This is a genomic window from Streptomyces sp. MNU89 (assembly GCF_020982505.1).
Classification (GTDB): domain Bacteria; phylum Actinomycetota; class Actinomycetes; order Streptomycetales; family Streptomycetaceae; genus Streptomyces; species Streptomyces xinghaiensis.
The window spans coordinates 3,345,451-3,362,471 of the sequence record NZ_JAJKLL010000001.1 but is presented as its reverse complement, the minus strand read 5'-3'; the positions used below and the strand labels follow the sequence as shown (position 1 = coordinate 3,362,471).

The following is a 17,021-nucleotide window of genomic DNA, read 5'->3' as shown; positions in this document are numbered from 1 at the left end:
CACGTGCAGCTGACGGTATTGCCCGGGATTGCGGTGGATTGAACCGTTAATCTTCGGGCCCGGCTCCACCGGACTTCCCGTCCGTCTCCGCTTTGTGTAACCGGACCGGCACGCAACGGAGCCCGGAAGTGGCAGACTTCGCCTGTTGACGGTCGCAGTGCATCAACTACGGAGACAGGTAGTCGGCACATGAGCACAGGGCAGCCGGGAAGCGGAACGGGCGGGGCAGGAGGATCCAGTGGCTCGATGGTGCGCCGCATCCTCCTCGGCTCGCAGCTCAGACGGCTCCGCGAATCCAGGGGCGTCACCCGCGAGGCCGCGGGGTACTCGATCCGCGCCTCCGAGTCCAAGATCAGCCGGATGGAGCTGGGCCGGGTGAGCTTCAAGGCCCGGGACGTCGAGGACCTGCTAACGCTCTACGGAGTCACCGACCCGGCCGAGCGCGACGCCCTCCTGGGCCTGGCCCGGGAGGCCAATGTCGCCGGCTGGTGGCACAGCTTCGGCGATGTGCTGCCGGGCTGGTTCCAGACCTACGTCGGCCTGGAGGGCGCGGCCTCCGGCATCCTCGGCTACGAGGTGCAGTTCGTGCCCGGTCTGCTGCAGACCGAGGCCTACGCCCACGCCGTCGTCACCCGCGGCCAGCCCGACGCGCCTCCGTCGGAGATCGACCGGCGCGTCGCCCTGCGCCTGGAGCGGCAGAAGCTGCTCGTCGCCGAGCGCGGACCGGAGTTCCACCTCATCCTGGACGAGGCGGCGCTGCACCGGCCCTACGGCGACCGGGAGGTGATGCGCGGCCAGCTCCGCCATCTCACCGAGATGTCCGAGCACGCGCGGGTGACGCTCCAGATCATGCCGTTCTCCTTCGGCGGCCACGCCGGCGAGAGCGGGGCCTTCACCCTGCTGCGGTTCCCGGAGTCCGATCTCTCGGACATCGTCTATCTGGAGCAGCTCACCAGCGCGCTCTACCTCGACAAGCCCGAGGACGTCCGGCAGTACCGGCGCGTGCTGGACCGCTTGCGCGCGGACAGCCCCGACCCGGCCGCGAGCCGCGAACTCATCGGTAAAATCCTCCGGGACTACTGAGACATCAGTACGATGACAATCCGTCAGGAGTCCGATCCCTCCGCGTGCGCCCCGCCCGGCGCTCCGGTCTCCACGTCAGGGGTGGCATGTCCTACTTCGCAGATTTGGCCCACCAGTACATAGCCGGTGAGTGGAAGTCCGGCACCGGCTCGTGGGACATCATCGATTTCAACCCCTACAACGGGGACAAGCTGGCGGCCATCACCATCGCCACCGTCGACGAGGTCGACGAGGCCTACCGGGCCGCCGAGCGGGCCCAGCGCGCGTGGGCGGCCACCAACCCGTACACCCGCCGAGCGGTCTTCGAGCGGGCGCTCACCCTCATCGACGAGCGCCAGGAGGAGATCACCGAGGCGATCATCGCGGAGCTCGGCGGCACGCGCCTCAAGGCCGCCTTCGAACTCCACCTCGCCAAGGAGTTCCTGCGTGAGGCGATCCTGCTGGCGGTCCGGCCCGAGGGGCGGATCCTCCCGGCGGCCGCCGACGGCAAGGAGAACCGGGTCTACCGGCAGCCGGTCGGCGTCGTCAGCGTCATCAGCCCGTTCAACTTCCCGTTCCTGCTGTCGTTCAAATCCGTCGCCCCGGCCCTCGCCCTCGGCAACGCCGTCGTCCTCAAGCCGCACCAGAACACCCCGATCGTCGGCGGTTCCCTGGTCGCGAAGATCCTGGAGGACGCCGGTCTGCCGCCCGGTGTGCTGAACGTCGTCATCACCGACATCGCGGAGATCGGCGACGCCTTCATCGAGCACCCGGTGCCCAAGGTCATCTCCTTCACCGGCTCGGACAAGGTCGGCCGCCATGTGGGCACCGTCGCCGCCTCCCACTTCAAGCGCTCGGTTCTCGAACTCGGCGGCAACAGCGCCCTGATCGTGCTGGAGGACGCGGACCTCGACTACGCGGTCGACGCGGCGGTGTTCAGCCGCTTCGTCCACCAGGGGCAGGTCTGCATGTCCGCCAACCGCGTGCTGGTGCACCGCGCCGTCCTCGACGAGTTCACCGAGAAGTTCACCGCCAAGGTCCGCTCCCTCAAGGTGGGCGACCCGGCCGACCCGGAGACCCAGATCGGCCCGCTCATCAACCCCGCGCAGGCCGAGGCCGTCACCTCGCTGGTGGAGCGCACCATCGAGGCCGGCGCGACCGCCCTGGTCCGCGGCGGGAGCGAGGGCACCCTGGTCTCGCCCACCGTCCTCACCGATGTGCCGGAGGGCTCGGACGCCCTCTGCCAGGAGATCTTCGGTCCGGTGGTCGTCCTCGTCCCCGTCGAGGACGAGGACGAGGCGGTACGGATCGCGAACGACACCCCGTACGGGCTCAGCGGCGCCGTCCACACGGCCGACGTCGAGCGCGGCGTGCGGGTCGCGCAGCGGATCGAGACGGGCATGATCCACGTCAACGACAGCACGGTGCACGACGAGCCGATCGTGCCGTTCGGCGGGGAGAAGCACTCCGGCCTCGGCCGGCTCAACGGTGACGCCATGATCGAGTCCTTCACCACCACCAAGTGGATCTCGATCCAGCACGGCAGGAGCGTCTTCCCCTTCTGACCCCGCCACCGGCCCGGCGCGGGGGAATCGCCGGGGCGCGAGCGGACGGCCGTACGCACAGCCGGCGACCGCACCACCGCACAGCACAGCCGCACCGCACAGCAGCACCGAGGCCCGGGCCCGCCGCCCGGGCCTCGGTGCTTTTGCCGTTCCCCCGTATGTTGCGGACAGGAGCTGACCGCAAGTACCCGTAGCGTGAGGGACGTTCCGAACAACCGGTACGCATCCGGCGGGACCGGAGCGTACGCGTACAGAAAGGCCCTCCCAACATGCCCACTCTCGTGGAAGCCGAGGCCCGCGGCGACGAGCGCAGCGCCCTCCTCGCCTACCTGGAGGCACAGCGCGGGGCGGTACGGCGCTCGCTGCTCGGTCTCACCGAGGAGCAGGCGGCGCGGAAGCCGAGCGTCAGCGAGCTCTCCCTCTCCGGCCTGCTCAAGCACCTGGTGGAGACGGAGGACGGCTGGGTGCGGACGGCCCGGGGCCTGAAGTACGCGACGGAGCGCGACGCCTCCAACTGGCACGAGAGCTTCGAACTGATCGGCGACGAGACGATCGCCGGCAAACTGGCCGAGTGGGACGCGGTCGCCGCCCGCACCGAGAGCTTCGTCCGCGAGGTGCCCGATCTCAACGCCGCGTTCGCGCTGCCCGAGGCGCCGTGGTTCCCGCCCGGGGCGGAGCGGTCGATGCGCTGGCTGGTCCTGACGCTGATCCAGGAGGTCGCCCGGCACGCCGGCCACGCCGACATCATCCGTGAATCCCTGGACGGGAAGACGGCGTTCGAACTGGTCGACATGGAGGTCGAGGCGGAGGCGGACCGCGACCGCCGCAACCGGGCCACCGCCTGAGAGACGGCCCTCCCGGCCCCGGCCGGGCCCCGCCGTCTTGGCTAGGGTGACGCCGTACGGACCGGCGGCGGGAAGCGGCAGGGGGAGGACGGGCCGATGTCGGCGACACGTCTACTGGTGCTGGGCGCCGTCCGCCAGCACGGCCGGGCGCACGGCTACCAGATCCGCGGCGACCTGGAGTACTGGGGTGCCCACGAGTGGTCCAACGTCAAGCCGGGGTCGATCTACCACGCCCTCAAGCAGATGGCGAAGGAGGGCCTGCTGCTGGCCCACGACACCGAGCCCAGCCCGGCCGGCGGCCCGCCGCGCACCGAGTACGAACTGACGCCGGAGGGGGAGCGGGAGTATCTCGCGCTGCTCCGCGAGGCCCTGGTCCGGCACGACCAGAAGCCCGATCTGCTGACCGCCGGGGTCGGCTTCCTCGTCGACCTGCCCCGCGAGGAGGCCGTCTCCCTGCTGCGGCGCCGGCTGGCGGCGCTGGAGGCGTGGCGGGACGAGGTCGAGCGGGAGTGGCTGCCGACGGCGCCCCCCGAGGAGTGGGGCCACATCGGGGAGATCATGAAACTCTGGACCCATCGCGCCGAGAGCGGCGCGGAGTGGACGCGCGGACTGATCGCCCGGCTGGAGGGCGGCGCCTACGTGATGGCCGGCGAGGGCGAGCGGTCCGTGCAGGTCCTGCCGGAGGGCGCGGAGAATCCGTTCGCGGACCGGGACGGGAAACGGGGCAAGAACCGGGACCGGCACCGGGACCGGAGCCGGGACGCCTGAGGGGGCACGGGAGGGCAGGCGGCCCGGGACCGGAGCCCGCCGGTCCCGGGCCGCCCCCGTCCGGTCGTCCCCCGTCCGGTCACCCTCCGTCGGCGGCGGCCCCGGCCTTGAGCGCCCGGGTGAGCCGCACCACCCGCTCGGCCTGCACCCGTGCGGCCCGCAGCGTGGTCTCGTCCACCGGGCTCTCCCCCTGGGCGTCCACGTGCGAGGTGCCGTACGGATTGCCGTCCGCGAACTTCGACGGATCGGTGTAGCCGGGGGCCACCACCACCCCGCCGAAGTGGTAGATCGTGTTGTAGAGCGCGAGCAGGGTGGACTCCTGGCCGCCGTGCAGTGTCGCCGACGAGGTGAAGCCGCTGTAGACCTTGTCGGCCAGCTTCCCCTCGGACCACAGCCCGCCGAGGCTGTCGAGGAACTGCTTGAGCTGCGAGGACACATTCCCGTAGCGGGTCGGGGTCCCGAAGATCACCGCGTCGGCCCAGACCATGTCGTCCGGTCCGGCCTCGGGGATGCCGGCCGTCGCATCGGCGTTCGCGGCCCACGCCGGGTTGGAGTCCACCGCGGCCCGGGGCGCGAGCTCGGCCACCCGGAGCAGCCGCACCTCGGCCCCCGCCTTCGCCGCGGTGTCCGCGATCTCCTTGGCGACGGTGGTGTTGGTCCCGGTGGACGAGTAGTAGATGACGGCCAGACGCACGGCACTGGTCATGGAACGGCTCCTCTCACGTGACGAACCCCCCTGATCAGAGGGCGGACATTACCGCCTGCCCGGTACACCGCCATGCAAGCCCGCACCGGTGTCCGCCGGCCCCGCACAACGGACCGGACCCCGGTCGGGGCTCCGGAACCCCCCGCATTCGCGGGGCGTTGGTAGCTTGGGAGGGCTGTACAGTCGCCCCACGAACCGCGCCCGGGCCCCGCTTGAGCCTGCGCCCCGAACCTGGAGTCTCCCCTTCGTGACCACCATCGCGCTCGGCCCCAGCTGGCTCGACCCGGACTATCTGATCCAGACCTTCGGCCTGATCGGCGTGCTGGCGATCGTGTTCGCCGAGTCGGGCCTGTTCTTCGGCTTCTTCCTGCCCGGTGACTCGCTGCTCTTCACCACCGGTCTGCTGGTGGCGACGGACACGCTCAGCTATCCGCTCTGGCTGATCTGCACCCTCGTCGTGGTGTCCGCGATCCTGGGGGACCAGGTCGGCTACCTCTTCGGGCGCAAGGTCGGGCCCGCGCTGTTCAAGCGGCCGGACTCCCGGTTCTTCAAGCAGGAGAACGTCGAGAAGGCGCACGACTTCTTCGAGAAGTACGGCCCGAAGTCCCTGGTCCTGGCCCGCTTCGTGCCGATCGTGCGGACGTTCACGCCGATCGTCGCCGGTGTGAGCCGGATGAACTACCGCTCGTTCATCACCTTCAACGTCATCGGCGGCGTGCTCTGGGGCGCCGGTGTGACGGTCCTCGGGTACTTCCTGGGCCAGATCGACTTCGTGCACGCGCACATCGAGAAGATCCTCATCCTGATCGTGCTGCTCTCGGTGCTGCCCATCATCATCGAGGTGCTCCGGGCCCGCGCCCAGTCCCGCCGGGCCGTGCCCCTCCCCGAGGAGCCGGCCCTGGTCCGTCCCGAGCCCGCGCCCGGGCCGCACGACGGCCCGGAGGCGGCGTTCGGACAGCCGGCGCAGCCCGCACCCGCGTACGGCGGGCAGCAGCCCCACGGTCAGCCGGGCCAGTACGGCCGGCCGGACCAGCAGGGGCAGCCCGGCCAGTACGGCCAGCCCGGCCAGTACGGTCAGCAGCCCCAGCAGTACGGTCAGCCGGATCAGTACGGTCAGCCCGGCCAGTACGGCCGGCAGCAGTATGGGCAGCAGCCGCAGCAGCCGCAGCAGTACGGTCAGCAGCCGCCGGATCAGTACGGTCAGCAGCCGCCCCAGCAGTACGGGCAGCCGGGCCAGTACGGCCAGCAGCAGTACGGTCAGCCGCAGCCGCAGCCGCAGCCCTACGGCGGGCCGGACGAGTACGGCCGGCAGCCGCAGCCGCAGCCCTACGGCCGGCCCGACCAGTACGGCCGGCAGCCCGACGAGTACGGACAGCCGGCTCGATACGGCGAGCCCGGCCGGTACGGGCAGCCGGAGCAGCCCTGACGGCCGGGAGCGGGCGGCCCGCCGGCCCTTCACCGCCGCGGCCCGCCGCCCGCTCCCCTCCGCGCCCGCCCGGTGGCCGGGACCCGGATCAGAATCCGCGGGTGCGCTTGGCCGCCCGCCGCTCGCCCGTCTCGGCCTCCACCGTCGGCCGCTTGAGGAAGAGCCGGGCCAGCTCGCCACCGAGGTTCACCCCGATGGCGATGGCCAGCGCCAGCGCCACGGCCTTCGTCAGCGAGCCGAGTCCCGCGTTGAGATCGCCCTGCGCGACGCCGAGCAGACCGAAGTAGGTCGCGCTACCGGGCAGCAGCGGCCCGATCGCGGCCGTGACGTACGGCAGCGCCGAGGCGTACCGGTAGCGGGACAGCAACTGCCCGAAGAGGCCCACCAGCCCGGCCGCCACAGCGGTCGCCGCCACCGGCGAGATCTCGCCGACGTCGTGCAGCGCGCCGTAGACGATCCAGGCGACGCCGCCGTTGAGGGTGGCCGCCAGCACGGTGGAACGTTCCTGCTGGAGCATGATGCAGAAGGCCAGCGCCAGCAGCATGGCCGCGACGATCTGGGTCACCGGCCGGTAGGCGCTGCCCAGTGACTCGTCCGGGCTGAGTTCGGCGCCCAGCTCCACGCCCACCACCAGGACCAGCAGCACCCCGGTCACGATGCCCACGATCAGGTACACGACCTCCAGCAGGCGGGCGGAGGCCGTGATGTAGTAGCCGGTCAGCCCGTCCTGCACCCCCGCGACCAGAGCCCGCCCCGGGATCAGCGCGAACAGGCCACCCGTGATCACCGCGGACGGTTTGACCTCCGCGTGCACCAGCACCAGCGTCACGCCCATCGCGGCGGGCGGCATCGCGGCCACCACGAACTGGTAGAACTCCGGCAGCCCGCGGCCCGAGGCCAGCCAGGCGAGCCGGTCGCCGAGCATGGCCCCGGCCGCCGCCGCGAGGAAGACGAGCCAGCCGCCGCCGACGAGGGTGCTCGCCGACCCCGACAGCAGCCCGCCGGCCAGGGTCAGCGCCCAGCCGGGGTAGGGGTGGCGGTTCCGGCGGATGTCGGCCAGCCGCCGGTACGCCTCCTCCAGCGTGATCTCGATGTCGTCCGAGGTGATGTCGTCCACCAGCCGGTAGACGGCCGACAGCCGGGTGTAGTCGGTCCCCCGGCGGCGCACTGTCCGGCTGGCCGTCACCGGGTCGTCCACCAGGGACGGCTGGTAGGTGACGGAGAGCAGGGTGAAGGTGACGGTCGGCTCGCAGCGGTCCAGCCCGTAGGCGTGCGCGACGCCGAACATCGCCGCCTCGACGTCCTCGGCTCCCTCGCCGCCCGCCAGCAGCAGTTCTCCGATCCGCAGCGAGATGTCCAGGACCCGGGGGACGGCGGGCCCCGATTCGTCCTCGTGGCGCTCCGCCCGCTCGGGCACCGGACGGTCGCCCACCGGCATCCGCAGCATGGTGCGCATCCGGTCCTGCCAGGGCTGTGCCTTGGACAGCCGGACGGCGGGTATGCCGTTCGGGGGAGTGAAGGCGGGGAAGGAGCTGGGCCGGTCCCGGCCGGCCGCCTCCGGCTGCCGCCCGCCCGGCGGCGCGAAGGCCGAGCCCTCGGGCTCGGGCGGCGGCTCCGGCGCCAGGCCCGTGGGGAGGGCGAACTCCGAGGTGGGGTGCTCCTCCTCCCGGGGGTGGCGGCAGGGGGACGCCGAGCGGTGAGGTGAAGGCGCTGCGCGCCTCGTCGGACTGCGGTTTGCGGTTCTCGGGGTCCTCCCGCTCCGACCCGGGGGCACCGCCGTGCCGCTGGGCGTCCGCCACCACGTGCTCCGTTCCTCCTCGTAGAACTCGAATGCGTCCCGCGCCCCTCAGGCCACCATGGCGCATTCCCGGGGCGCTCGCCCGGTATGTCCCGTCCGCCGGGGCCGGGCAGCGAGCGGGCGGCGCACCGAGGAGTGCGCCGCCCGCCCGTACCACCGTCATACGGTGCCGCCGCGCCGGCGGGACCGTGGCCGGATCACTCCGGCGCGACCGTCGTCAGTGCGCCCCTCCGGAGGCCTCCAGGCGCTTGATCGACGCCTCGACCTCGGCCTCGGCCTCGGCGCGGCCCACCCAGTTGGCGCCCTCGACCGACTTGCCGGGCTCCAGGTCCTTGTAGACCTCGAAGAAGTGCTGGATCTCCAGGCGGTCGAACTCCGAGACATGGTGGATGTCGCGCAGGTGCTCGACGCGCGGGTCCGAGGCCGGCACGCACAGGAGCTTGTCGTCACCGCCCGCTTCGTCCGTCATCCGGAACATGCCGATCGCGCGGCACTTGATGAGACAGCCGGGGAAGGTCGGCTCGTCCAGGATGACCAGGGCGTCCAGCGGGTCGCCGTCCTCGCCGAGGGTGTTCTCGACGAACCCGTAGTCGGCCGGGTAGCTCGTCGAGGTGAAGAGCCGGCGGTCCAGGCGGATACGGCCCGTCTCGTGGTCCACCTCGTACTTGTTGCGCGAACCCTTCGGGATCTCGATGGTGACGTCGAACTCCACGGGTGGCTCCTCCATGATCAGGCCATAATTCTGATGGTTAAGTGTCCCTTACGCGGGGGCGTGGGTGCGAAAGGGGCTGGTCCGAAGTGCCCGAGGCCGGATGGTGGCGGTACAGGTGGCCCGTAGGCGGGTGGTTGGCCCTGCCGCCGTGGCACCTGGCGGCGGGTTCCGCCGTACTCGGGCTCGTCATGGCGGCCGGAGCGGTGACCGCGGCCGGCCCATGGGACTCCGGACAGCGTACGGCCGAGCGGACCCGCGCGGCCCACTGGAACGGCGAGGGTGGTGAGCGTCACGATGGCCGCTCACCCGGTACGTCGGCCACGGACGAGTCGGCGCCCGCGGCCACCGCGGTCCTCGCCGCCCTCGGCGGCGCCGCCGGCTCGTCCGGAGCCGCCCCGCCGCCCACCGCGACGGGTCTGGAGGACGCCCTCACCCCGCTGCTGGAGGACCCGGCCCTGGGCTCGCTGAGCAGCACCGCGGTGGCCGACGCCGCCACCGGCGAACTGGTCCACGGCACCCGGGCGCACACCCCGGCGGTACCCGCCTCCACCATCAAGATCGCGACGGCGGTGGCCGCCCTCACCGCGCTCGGTCCCGACCACCGGCTGACCACCGAGGTCGTCACCGGCTCCGGCGACGGCGAGATCGTGCTGGTCGGCGGCGGCGACCCGACCCTCACCGCCCGCGGCTCCCGGCAGCCCGGCAGTCCCGCGAGCCTGCGCGACCTGGCCGACCGCACCGCGCGCGCCCTCAAGGAGGACGGCATCGGGAAGGCCGTCCTGGCGTACGACACCTCGCGCTGGTCCGGACCCGACCGGCACCCCATAGGGCTCAACGACAACATCGCCCCGGTCGTCCCGCTGAGCACCGACGCGGGCCGCCTCGACGACAGCCACCGCGGCCCGGCGCCCCGCTCCGCCGACCCCGCCGCCGACGCCGCGAAGACCTTCGCGGACCTCCTCCGCGACCGCGGCGTCAAGGTCGAGGGGGAGCCCCGCCGCGCCAAGGCCGGAAAGGACGCCGAGCGGGTCGCCGCCGTCCGCTCCATGCCCGTCTCCGCCCTCGTCGAACGGGCCCTGACCAACAGCGACAACGACATCGCCGAGGCTCTCGCCCGGGAGACGGCGGTCGCCGACGGCGGACCGGCGAGCTTCACCGGCGCCGGCAAGGCCGTACGGGACCGGCTCGCCGAGCTGGACCTGCCGCTCAAGGGCGCCCGGTTCGCCGACGGCAGCGGCCTCGACCGGGACGGCAGGATCTCCGCGGCCCTCCTCGCCCAGCTGCTGGTCCGGGCCACCGACCCCGAGCGCCCCGAGCTCCGCCCGGTCCTCACCGGACTGCCCGTGGCCGGATTCAGCGGCACCCTCCGCAGCCGCTACGCGGACGCCTCCGCGGGCACCGGCATGGTCCGCGCCAAGACCGGCACCCTCACCGGCGTGAACGCCCTCGCCGGCACGGTCGTCGACGCCGACGGCCGGCTGCTGGCCTTCGCGTTCATCACCAACGGCAGCACCGACGCCCACGGTGCCCAGGCGGCCCTGGACCGCCTGGCCTCGGCCCTGGCCAACTGCGGCTGCCGCTGACCGCCCCGGCACGGCCGGCCCGCCCGGAGCGCCGCAGCGGCGGCCGCCCGCGCGTCGCCCGCCCCTCGTCCGGCGGAACGGACGGGACGGACGGGCGCACCGGCCCGCCGGACCCCCGGACCCGCGGGAGCCGCCGGGCCGCACCCCCGACGTGCACTCCTCCCGCTCTCTCCGCGCGCCACGTACGGTGAAGTCATGACGAGTTTCGGCGGTGCCCAGATGGTCGACTGGAATCTCGCGGTCGCGACCGCGACCCGGCTGGTACGGCCGGGCCCCGAGGTGAGCCGTGACGAGGCACGCGCGGTCGTGTCCGAGCTGCGCCGGCACGCCCGCTCCTCCGAGGAACACGTGCGCGCCTTCACCCGGATGGCGGCTCCGCCCGCCGACGGTGTGGCACCGGCCCCCGGCGACGGCACCCCGGTCCTCGTCATCGACCGGCCGGGCTGGATCCGCGCCAATGTGGCCGGCTTCCGCGAGCTGCTGAAACCTCTGCTGGAGAAGGTCGAGGGCCGCCGGGCCGGCCGCCCCGGCGGAGCCGTGCTCAGCGCCGTGGGCTCCAAGGTGACCGGCATGGAACTGGGGGCGCTGCTCTCCTTCCTCGCCTCCCGCGTCCTCGGCCAGTACGAGACCTTCGCCCCGCCCGGCCGCGACCTGCCCGCCGGGGCGAACGGCGGCCGGCTTCTCCTGGTCGCCCCGAACATCGTCCACGTCGAGCGCGAACTCGACGTCGAACCGCACGACTTCCGGCTCTGGGTCTGCCTGCACGAGGAGACCCACCGCACCCAGTTCTCGGCCGTCCCCTGGCTCAGCGATCACATCGAGGGCGAGATCCAGACCTTCCTCGCCGAGACCGACATCGACCCCGGCACCCTCCTGGAACGTGTCCGCGAGGCCGCCCAGTCCCTCGCCGGCGGCCGGACGGAGGGCGAGGCGGACGGCGGGCGCAGCTTCGTCGAACTGGTGCAGACCCCCGCCCAGCGGGAGGTCCTCGACCGCATCACCGCCGTGATGTCCCTGCTGGAGGGCCACGCCGACTTCGTCATGGACGGGGTCGGCCCGGACGTCGTCCCCTCCGTGGCCGAGATCCGCGAGAAGTTCCAGCAGCGCCGGGCGAGCGGCGCGGGACGGCTGGACCAGGCCCTGCGCAAGCTCCTCGGGCTCGACGCCAAGCTCCGCCAGTACCGCGACGGCGAGCGTTTCGTCCGGGCCGTGGTGAAGGACGTCGGCATGGACGGCTTCAACCGGGTGTGGACCTCGCCCAACACCCTGCCGACCAAGGCGGAGATCGCCGCCCCGGCCGAGTGGGTCGCCCGGGTGCACCGCAAGGAGAGCTGACCCGCAGGTCCGCCCCCGTCCGGCCCCGCCCGCGAGCACCTCCTCCGGTCCGGGGCCGATCCGGACCGGAGCCGGGGGCCGGGAGCCGAATGGAAGTCCTGCAGATCACCCGTCCGAGGGACCGTGCGACCCCGGAAGGCGTGCGATGCTCGGGTAATGGCTCGCCTCTGTCACCATCTACACACACAGTGTGACGGAAGGCCGAGTGCCGTCGGGCGGTCCACCGCCCCCGGTCCGCACGGCCCCCGAGACATCTCCCCCTGACAGGAAGGGAACCGGACATGGGTCCCCATCCAGCGGTCGCGGCGATACGCCTGGCGGTCCGCCGCACGCTCCACGACCTCCTCGCCGAGCTCGCCGGCGTCGGCACGCTCGGCACTTCTTCCCCGCCCGCCTCTCCCTCCGCTCCCTCCGCCTCCACGTCGCCCCCGCCCTGCCCGCCGGACGCCCGAGCCGTCCGGCCGCCCGGCCCCGAGCGCCCCGGCGCCCCGCTGGTGCTCGCCGCCTGCAGCGGCGGCGCCGACTCCGTCGCGCTCGCCTCCGCGCTCGCCTTCGAGGCCCCCAAGCTGGGCATCCGTGCCGGCGGGGTCACCGTCGACCACCGCCTCCAGCCGGGCTCCGGGAAGCGCGCCGAGGAGGTCGCCGCGCGCCTGCTCGAACTCGGCCTCGACCCCGTCGAGACGGTCGCGGTCGACGTCGGCCGGTCCGGCGGTCCCGAGGCCGCCGCCCGCGACGCCCGCTACGCCGCCCTCGACTCCGTCGCGGACCGGTACGGCGCCCGCGCCGTCCTGCTCGGCCACACCCGCGACGACCAGGCCGAGACGGTTCTCCTCGGGCTCGCCCGCGGCTCCGGCATCCGCTCGCTCTCCGGCATGGCGGCCGTCTCCGGCAGGGACGGCCGCTACCGGCGCCCCTTCCTCCGGCTCGACCGGCAGACGGCGCGTACGGCCTGCCTCGCCCAGTCGCTGCCCGTCTGGGACGACCCGCACAACAGCGACCCCTCCTACACCCGCTCCCGGCTGCGCCACGAAGGGCTGCCCGCCCTGGAGAAATCCCTGGGCAAGGGCGTGATCGAGGCCCTCGCCAGAACCGCCCAGCTCTCCCGTGACGACGCCGACGCCCTGGACGTCTGGGCGGACGACGCCGAACGCACCGTCCGGTCCGCCCCGGGCGGCGGTTCCGGCGAGGGCGATCCGGCCGGCGGCCTGGACGTCGCCAAGCTCGCCGTGCTGCCGCCGGCCATCCGCCGCCGGGTGCTGCGCCGTGCGGCCATCGCGGCCGGTTCGCCCGCGGGTTCGCTCTTCGCCCGGCACATCGAGGAAATGGACCGGCTGGTCACCGACTGGCACGGCCAGGGCGCACTCAACCTCCCCGGGCGCGTCGAGGTCCGCCGGCGGTGTGGCAATCTGGTCATCGGGCGGCGCGACCAGACCGCCGCCGAGCACTGAGCCGCCTCCCGACACATCCTCCGGCCACCGCCGGGAACGAGTGCTGCCGGGACCGGGCCGTAACGACCGAGAGTGACGCGGGTGGACGACAAGGACATGGGCACCGACCTTCAGTCGGTGCTCATCACCAAGGAAGAGATCGACACCAAGCTGGCCGCGCTGGCCGCGGAGATCGACGCCGAGTACGCGGGCCGCGATCTGCTGATCGTCGGGGTGCTCAAGGGCGCGGTCATGGTGATGGCCGACCTGGCCAGGGCGCTGTCGACCCCCGTGACCATGGACTGGATGGCGGTCTCCTCGTACGGAGCGGGCACCAAGTCCTCCGGCGTGGTCCGGATCCTCAAGGACCTGGACACCGACATCGCCGGCCGCGACGTCCTCATCGTCGAGGACATCATCGACTCCGGGCTCACCCTCTCCTGGCTGCTGTCCAACCTCAGCTCGCGCGGACCGGCCTCGCTCAACGTGTGCACGCTGCTGCGCAAGCCCGAGGCCGCCAAGGTCGACATCGACGTCAAATACGTCGGCTTCGACATCCCCAATGAATTCGTCGTCGGCTACGGCCTCGACTACGCGGAGAAGTACCGCAACCTCCCCTTCGTCGGGACCCTGGCGCCGCACGTCTACGGCGGCTGAGCGGCCGGAAGCGCCCGGCGGGAACGCCGGGAGCCGTCGCGGCGTTGAGGTTTGTACGGACGGTGGTCATTCACCGCCCGGGCAGCGCCCGGGGCGGAAGCTGAGGTACCGTCCGAAGGCAAGTCTTCAACAGGTCGAGTAATTCACCGTACGCACGGCCGGCTCACCGCGAAGCCGGCGTGCCTCACTGTGGCAGGAGGGACGGGGCGCCCGCGCCCCGTATGGATGGACGTGAAGCGCTACTTCCGTGGGCCGGTCATGTGGATCGTGCTGGCCGTCCTCGCCGTGGTCGTGTTGATGCAGGTCGTCGGTTCGTCCGGCGGCTTCAAGACGGTGGACACCGGCCAGGTCGTCAACGCGATCGCCGACAACAAGGTCAAGTCCGCCGAGCTCACCACCGGCGACGAAAGCAAGATCAAGATCGAGCTCAAGGACGACGTCGAGATCGAGGGCAGCGACAAGCTGCAGGCGAGCTACATCGGCGATCAGGGCACCGAGCTCGCCAAGGACCTCCAGGCGAGGGTCAACGACGGGGACAAGAGCACGCTGCCGGACGGGTACACCGTCTCCCCGCAGTCGCAGAACGCCTTTGTCGGCGTCCTGCTCTCGCTCCTGCCCTTCGTCCTCATCGTGCTGGTCTTCCTCTTCCTGATGAACCAGATGCAGGGCGGCGGCTCCCGGGTCATGAACTTCGGGAAGTCCAAGGCCAAGCTGATCACCAAGGACACCCCGAAGACCACCTTCACCGACGTGGCCGGGGCCGACGAGGCGGTCGAGGAGCTCCACGAGATCAAGGAGTTCCTGCAGGAGCCGGCGAAGTTCCAGGCCGTCGGCGCCAAGATCCCCAAGGGCGTGCTGCTCTACGGCCCGCCCGGCACCGGCAAGACGCTGCTCGCGCGCGCCGTCGCCGGCGAGGCGGGCGTCCCGTTCTACTCGATCTCCGGCTCCGACTTCGTCGAGATGTTCGTCGGTGTCGGTGCCTCCCGGGTCCGGGACCTCTTCGAGCAGGCCAAGCAGAACGCCCCCGCGATCGTCTTCGTCGACGAGATCGACGCCGTCGGCCGGCACCGCGGCGCCGGTATGGGCGGCGGCCACGACGAGCGCGAGCAGACGCTCAACCAGCTGCTCGTCGAGATGGACGGCTTCGACGTGAAGGGCGGCGTCATCCTGATCGCCGCCACCAACCGGCCGGACATCCTCGACCCGGCGCTGCTCCGCCCGGGCCGCTTCGACCGGCAGATCGCCGTGGACCGGCCGGACATGCAGGGCCGGCTGGAGATCCTCAAGGTGCACCAGAAGGGCAAGCCGGTCGCGCCCGACGTGGACCTGCAGGCGGTCGCCCGCCGGACCCCCGGCTTCACCGGTGCCGACCTCAGCAACGTCCTCAACGAGGCCGCCCTGCTGACCGCCCGCAGTGACGCCAAGCTGATCGACAACCACTTCCTGGACGAGGCGATCGACCGTGTCGTGGCCGGACCGCAGAAGCGGACCCGGATCATGAGCGACAAGGAGAAGAAGATCACCGCGTACCACGAGGGCGGACACGCCCTGGTGGCGGCGGCCTCCCCGAACAGCGATCCGGTGCACAAGATCACGATCTTGTCGAGAGGCCGGGCCCTCGGCTACACCATGGTGCTGCCGGAGGAGGACAAGTACTCCACCACCCGCAACGAGATGCTCGACCAGCTCGCGTACATGCTGGGTGGCCGCGCCGCGGAGGAACTGGTCTTCCACGACCCGACCACCGGTGCCGCGAACGACATCGAGAAGGCCACCACCACGGCCCGCGCGATGGTCACCCAGTACGGCATGACCGAGCGGCTGGGCGCCATCAAGTTCGGCAGCGACAACTCGGAGCCCTTCGTCGGCCGTGAGATGGGCCACCAGCGCGACTACTCCGAAGAGGTCGCCGCGCTGGTCGACGAAGAGGTCAAGAAGCTCATCGAGACGGCGCACAACGAGGCCTGGGAGATCCTGGTCGAGAACCGCGACGTCCTGGACAACCTCGTGCTCCGGCTGCTGGAGAAGGAGACCCTGAACAAGGAGGAGATCGCCGAGATCTTCGCCCCGGTGGTCAAGCGCCCGGCCCGCCCCGCGTGGACCGGCTCCTCCCGCCGTACGCCCTCCACCCGGCCTCCGGTGCTCTCCCCCAAGGAGCTCACCATGGCCAACGGCTCCCAGTCGGCCGGAGCCTCCTCCAAGATCTCCACGGAGAAGGCCGAGCTGCCCGAGGAGACGCGTCCGGAGAGCTGAGCCGCCCGGTCCGGAATGAGTGCCGTGCCCTCCTGGGTTCTACCCTGGGAAGGCGCGGCATTCGTCGTACGAGGGTTCGTACGGCACGTACCAGGAAAACGAGGCACCACATGACCGACCCGGTGACGCTGAACAGCGGGCGCGCCGTCGGCGAGTTCGACGAGAAGCGGGCCGAGAACGCCGTCCGCGAGCTGCTCATCGCGGTCGGCGAGGACCCGGACCGCGAGGGGCTGCTGGAGACCCCGGCCCGGGTGGCCCGCGCGTACCGGGAGATCCTGGGCGGACTGCGGCAGGACCCGGAGGACGTCCTGACCACGACCTTCGACCTCGGCCACGACGAGCTGGTGCTGGTCAAGGACATCGAGATCGTCAGCCTCTGCGAGCACCACCTGCTGCCGTTCCACGGGGTCGCCCACGTGGGCTACATTCCGGCCGAGACCGGCAAGATCACCGGACTGTCGAAGCTGGCCCGCCTCGTGGACGTGTTCGCCCGCCGGCCGCAGGTGCAGGAGCGGCTGACCACGCAGGTCGCCGATTCGCTGATGCGCATCCTGGAGGCGCGGGGCGCGATCGTCGTCATCGAGGCGGAGCACATGTGCATGTCGGTCCGCGGCATACGCAAGCCCGGGGCGAAGACCACCACCTCGGCCGTCCGCGGCCAGCTCCGCGACGCCACCACCCGCGCCGAGGCGATGAGCCTCATCCTGGCGCGCTGAGACCCGCGCCGGGACCGGGCCGGGAGCCGCGCCGGAACCCGCGCGGGGATCGTGCCCGCCCCCGGCGTGCGCCGGGGCGCACCCCTCGGGGACCGGCGTCCGGATTCCGCCGGGAGCGCGCCCCGGCGCGGTGCCCCGGACGGGACGCGGGCCCTCCGGGGCCTAAGG

The 17,021-nt window shown here is 72.1% G+C and carries 13 protein-coding genes and 1 pseudogene; 11 read left to right on the top strand and 3 right to left on the bottom strand.

The window, feature by feature from the left end; translation table 11 throughout:
• Window positions 1–246: 246 nt before the first annotated feature.
• The 4 genes from E4N63_RS14405 (at window position 247) to E4N63_RS14390 (ending at window position 4,240) form a co-directional block, all read left to right on the top strand.
• Window positions 247–1,083, top strand: coding sequence for a helix-turn-helix transcriptional regulator (locus tag E4N63_RS14405; RefSeq protein ID WP_019707641.1), 837 nt, complete (start codon window positions 247–249; stop codon window positions 1,081–1,083).
• A gap of 86 nt (window positions 1,084–1,169) precedes the next feature.
• Window positions 1,170–2,627 (top strand): aldehyde dehydrogenase family protein, encoded by a 1,458-nt coding sequence (locus E4N63_RS14400; protein ID WP_230240852.1) that lies wholly within the window; start codon window positions 1,170–1,172, stop codon window positions 2,625–2,627.
• Between the two features lie 269 nt (window positions 2,628–2,896).
• Window positions 2,897–3,472: a DinB family protein gene (locus E4N63_RS14395; protein WP_125622067.1), complete on the top strand. Its 576-nt coding sequence runs from the start codon at window positions 2,897–2,899 to the stop codon at window positions 3,470–3,472.
• A gap of 96 nt (window positions 3,473–3,568) precedes the next feature.
• Window positions 3,569–4,240 carry a PadR family transcriptional regulator gene (locus E4N63_RS14390; protein ID WP_125622069.1) on the top strand — a complete coding sequence of 224 codons (672 nt, stop codon included), beginning with the start codon at window positions 3,569–3,571 and terminating at the stop codon, window positions 4,238–4,240.
• Between the two features lie 79 nt (window positions 4,241–4,319).
• Here E4N63_RS14390 and wrbA read toward each other — a convergent pair whose 3' ends face one another.
• Complete coding sequence (gene wrbA / locus E4N63_RS14385) at window positions 4,320–4,946, bottom strand: NAD(P)H:quinone oxidoreductase (protein WP_125622071.1); 627 nt, start codon at window positions 4,944–4,946, stop codon at window positions 4,320–4,322.
• Window positions 4,947–5,193: 247 nt separating this feature from the next.
• Between wrbA and E4N63_RS14380 the strand changes: the two genes are divergently transcribed.
• Window positions 5,194–6,372: a DedA family protein gene (locus tag E4N63_RS14380; RefSeq protein WP_230240851.1), complete on the top strand. Its 1,179-nt coding sequence runs from the start codon at window positions 5,194–5,196 to the stop codon at window positions 6,370–6,372.
• Between the two features lie 88 nt (window positions 6,373–6,460).
• Here the strand turns inward: E4N63_RS14380 and E4N63_RS14375 are convergent.
• Window positions 6,461–8,171, bottom strand: a pseudogene (locus E4N63_RS14375) (threonine/serine exporter ThrE family protein).
• A gap of 216 nt (window positions 8,172–8,387) precedes the next feature.
• Complete coding sequence (locus E4N63_RS14370; RefSeq protein WP_019707647.1) at window positions 8,388–8,882, bottom strand: inorganic diphosphatase; 495 nt, start codon at window positions 8,880–8,882, stop codon at window positions 8,388–8,390.
• Window positions 8,883–9,070: 188 nt separating this feature from the next.
• On the opposite strand from E4N63_RS14370, the gene dacB reads away from it, so the two are divergent.
• The 6 genes from dacB to folE all read left to right on the top strand — a co-directional run bounded on the left by dacB (window position 9,071) and on the right by folE (window position 16,853).
• Window positions 9,071–10,465, top strand: a complete 1,395-nt coding sequence (gene dacB / locus E4N63_RS14365) for a D-alanyl-D-alanine carboxypeptidase/D-alanyl-D-alanine-endopeptidase (RefSeq protein WP_125622092.1) — start codon at window positions 9,071–9,073, stop codon at window positions 10,463–10,465.
• Between the two features lie 195 nt (window positions 10,466–10,660).
• Window positions 10,661–11,800, top strand: coding sequence for a zinc-dependent metalloprotease (locus E4N63_RS14360; protein ID WP_230240850.1), 1,140 nt, complete (start codon window positions 10,661–10,663; stop codon window positions 11,798–11,800).
• A gap of 281 nt (window positions 11,801–12,081) precedes the next feature.
• Window positions 12,082–13,248 carry a tRNA lysidine(34) synthetase TilS gene (tilS, locus tag E4N63_RS14355; protein WP_230240849.1) on the top strand — a complete coding sequence of 389 codons (1,167 nt, stop codon included), beginning with the start codon at window positions 12,082–12,084 and terminating at the stop codon, window positions 13,246–13,248.
• Window positions 13,249–13,344: 96 nt separating this feature from the next.
• Window positions 13,345–13,884, top strand: a complete 540-nt coding sequence (gene hpt, locus E4N63_RS14350; RefSeq protein WP_125626153.1) for a hypoxanthine phosphoribosyltransferase — start codon at window positions 13,345–13,347, stop codon at window positions 13,882–13,884.
• A 225-nt stretch (window positions 13,885–14,109) separates the two neighbouring features.
• Window positions 14,110–16,137, top strand: coding sequence for an ATP-dependent zinc metalloprotease FtsH (gene ftsH / locus E4N63_RS14345; RefSeq protein ID WP_019707652.1), 2,028 nt, complete (start codon window positions 14,110–14,112; stop codon window positions 16,135–16,137).
• 110 nt (window positions 16,138–16,247) lie between these two features.
• Window positions 16,248–16,853, top strand: coding sequence for a GTP cyclohydrolase I FolE (folE, locus tag E4N63_RS14340; RefSeq protein WP_019707653.1), 606 nt, complete (start codon window positions 16,248–16,250; stop codon window positions 16,851–16,853).
• The last annotated feature ends 168 nt before the right edge of the window (window positions 16,854–17,021 follow it).